Origin of the sequence: Nocardioides sp. (assembly GCF_035547795.1) — a bacterium.
GTDB lineage: Bacteria > Actinomycetota > Actinomycetes > Propionibacteriales > Nocardioidaceae > Nocardioides.
The window spans coordinates 1-3,221 of sequence record NZ_DASZUF010000146.1 but is presented as its reverse complement, the minus strand read 5'-3'; the positions used below and the strand labels follow the sequence as shown (position 1 = coordinate 3,221).

At 71.1% G+C, this 3,221-nt stretch carries 3 protein-coding genes; all 3 read right to left on the bottom strand.

What is annotated here, in order from left to right; all coding sequences use genetic code 11:
- Window positions 1-862, bottom strand: an 862-nt coding sequence (locus VHA72_RS09850; protein WP_325574707.1) for a YihY/virulence factor BrkB family protein, incomplete at its 3' end; no start/stop codon positions are given.
- Between the two features lie 9 nt (window positions 863-871).
- Window positions 872-2,032, bottom strand: coding sequence for an acyl-CoA dehydrogenase family protein (locus VHA72_RS09845; RefSeq protein ID WP_325574705.1), 1,161 nt, complete (start codon window positions 2,030-2,032; stop codon window positions 872-874).
- On the bottom strand, window positions 2,029-3,221 hold a 1,193-nt coding region (locus VHA72_RS09840), incomplete at its 5' end, for a biotin/lipoyl-containing protein (protein ID WP_325574703.1). The genes VHA72_RS09840 and VHA72_RS09845, both read right to left, overlap by 4 nt.

Below are 3,221 nucleotides of genomic sequence, written 5' to 3'. Positions count from 1 at the left end.
TGAACGGCGTCAGCAGGGCCCGCGGCCACAGCCGGCGGGCGACCACCACGTTGACCTCGATGCCGAGCACGCCCATCACCGAGGCGATGTAGATGAACCCCATCAGCCCGAGCACCAGCGCGAACGTCTTGTTCATCCCGCTGGTGGCCTGGATGACGTGGGTGACGTAGTAGGCGCCGATCCACTGCAGCAGCTGCCACATCAGCGCGAGCGTGAACGCCCCCGGCGCGGCGTTGCGCAGCGGGTGGTCCCGCGTGGTCGCCAGCCGGAACAGCACGGTCAGCATCGCGCCGACGACGAGCACGGTGGCGATCTGGATCAGCCAGCGCAGTCCGTCGTCGAGGTGCGAGCCGAGCACCTCGGTGTGGGCGCCGATCGTGGAGAGCACCGAGACGCCGAGGACGGCGACCCCGGCGGTGGCCAGCAGCACCAGCGACCGCAACCGCAGCAGGAAGGGGTTGGGCCGACTGTTGCGCGGCACCGACCAGGCCGTGTTGACGGTGTTCTGGATCGCCTGGCCGAGCCCCATCGCGCCGTACGTCGCGGTCAGCGCACCGACCACGATGCCGCCGGTCGAGCCGTGCAGCGCCTTGCGGCCCAGCTCGTCGCCGATGATCGGGAACTGCCGCAGCGCCGAGTTGAGCACCTCCTGCTGCAGATGCGGGTTGCCCTGCAGGAAGAACCCCAGGATCGAGGACCCGAGCAGCAGCAGCGGGAAGATCGCGATGAACGCGTAGTACGTCACGATCGCGGCGAGATAGTTCCCCTGGTCGTCGAAGAACTTGTAGATCACGCCGAGTGGGAACGACACCGGAGTGAACCGGCGCTGCGCGCGGTCCACCGCCTGCACGACCCCGGCCACAGCAGCAGGTTAGTAGGACTTGGGCAGACCCAAGGAATGCATGGCCACGAAGTTGAGGATCATCTCCCGGCTCACCGGGGCGATCCGCATCACCCGCGATCCGGCGATCAGCGCGCCCATGCCGTACTCCTGGGTCAGGCCGTTGCCGCCGAAGGTGTGCACCGCCGTGTCGACGGCGAAGCAGGACGCCTCGGCGGCGGCGTACTTGGCCATGTTGGCGGCCTCCCCCGCGGCGAAGTCGTCGCCGGCGTCGACCAGCGCCGCCGCCTTCTGCGTCATCAGCCGGGCCAGCTCGACCTGGATGTGCGCCTGGGCGAGCGGGTGCGCGATCGCCTGGTGGGAGCCGATCGGCGCCTTGAAGACGGTCCGCTCCTTCGCGTACGCCGCGGCCCTCGCCAGCGCGAACCGGGCCATGCCGGTGGCGTACGCCGAGGCCATGATCCGCTCCGGGTTGAGGCCGGCGAACAGCTGCACCAGGCCGCCGTCCTCGTCGCCGACCAGCGCGTCGGCGGGCAGCCGGACGTCATCGATGAACACCTGGAACTGCGTCTCCGGAGAGACGAAGTCCATCGGGATCGGGGTGAACTCGAAGCCTGGGGCGTCCGTCGGCACCACGAACAGGCAGGGCTTGAGCTTGCCGGTCTTGGCGTCCTCGGTGCGGGCCACCACCAGCACGTGGGTGGACTCGTCGAGGCCGGAGATGAAGACCTTGCGGCCGTTGAGCACCCAGCCGTCGCCGTCGCGGCGGGCCGTGGTGATGATGTTGTGCGAGTTGGTGCCGGCATCGGGCTCGGTGATCGCGAACGCCATCGTGCCGGTGCCGTCGGCGATGCCGGGCAGCCAGCGCTGCTTCTGCTCCTGCGTGCCGTACTTGGTGATCACGGTGCCGCAGATCGCCGGGCTGACCACCATCAGCAGCATCGGGCAGCCGGCCGCGCCGAGCTCCTCCAGCACCGCCATGACGTCACCCAGGCCGCCGCCACCGCCGCCGTACTCCTCGGGCAGGTTGACGCCCAGGTAGCCGTTCTTGCCCAGCTCGAGCAGCAGCTCGGTGGTCTTCTCGCCCGAGCGGGACTTGGCCAGGAAGTACTCCTGGCCGTACTTGCCGGCCAGCTTGGCGACGGCCTTGCGCAGCTCGGTGCGCTCCTCGGACTCGGTGAACGCAGTCATGACTCTCTCTCCTCGGGGTTGTCGACGACGACGAGGACCGCCCCGCCGGTGACCTGGTCGCCGACGGCGACGTCGAGCTCGGTGACGGTGCCGGCGTGCGGCGCCGTGATGGTGTGCTGCATCTTCATCGCCTCGAGCACCAGCAGCGGCCGGCCCTCCTCGACGACGTCGCCGACCTGGGCATGGACCGCCACCACGCTGCCCGGCATCGGGGCGAGCAGCGAGCCGGCGGCGACCCGGTCGGCCGGGTCGGTGAACCGCGGCAGCTTGCGCAGCGCGACGTGTCCCAGCGGGGAGTCGACGTCGACGAGGGCGCCGTCCACGATGCTGATCGCGAAGGTCCGGGCGACGCCGCCGACCTCGAGCGTGACGCTGTCCGGCGAGGCGGCCACGACCGTGACGTCGTCACGGTCGGCATGACGCGGCACCCGACCGCCCCACCAGCGCACCTCGACCTCCTCCTCCCCCCGGGCGAAGGCGGTCAGCTGCGGCTGCGACGGCACGTTGCGCCAGCCCACGGGGATCCGCGCGTGGTACGCCGAGGCGGCCCGGGCCCGCTCCGCCAGCGCCAGCGCGCCCGCGAACGCGGAGAGCCGGACAGCCTCCTCGTCGAAGGCACCGAGACCGGCGGCCACCGCCGGGTCGTCGAGCCAGGTGGTGTGCATCCGCGCCTCGAGGAAGACGTCGCTGCGCAGCAGCCCGACCAGCAGGTCGCGGTTGGTGCGCAGGCCGTGGATCCGGGCCGCCGCGAGCGCCCCGGCCAGCCGCCGCGCCGCCTGCTCGCGGGTCGGCGCCCAGCAGATCACCTTGGCGACCATGGCGTCGTAGAACGTGCCGATCTCGTTGCCGGCGACCACGCCGGAGTCGAGCCTGAGCCCCCCGGAGAGCTCGAACTCGGCGCGCACGCCGGGGATGTCGAGCGCGGTCAGCAGTCCGGTCTGGGGGGCGAAGCCGGCCGCGGGGTCCTCGGCGTACAGCCGGACCTCGACGGCGTGGCCGCGCGGCTCGCCGACCTCGACGTCGACGGTGCGCCCCTCGGCGACGGCGAGCTGCAGCTCGACCAGGTCGACGCCGAAGACCTCCTCGGTGACCGGGTGCTCGACCTGGAGCCGGGTGTTCATCTCCAGGAAGAAGAACCGGTCCTTCTCGGCGTCGTAGAGGAACTCGACGGTGCCGGCGCCGCGGTAGT

Coding starts and splice junctions, on each gene's coding strand:
- VHA72_RS09845 (WP_325574705.1), bottom strand. CDS start 2,032: ATGACTGCGTTCACCGAGTCCGAGGAGCGCACCGAGCTGCGCAAGGCC.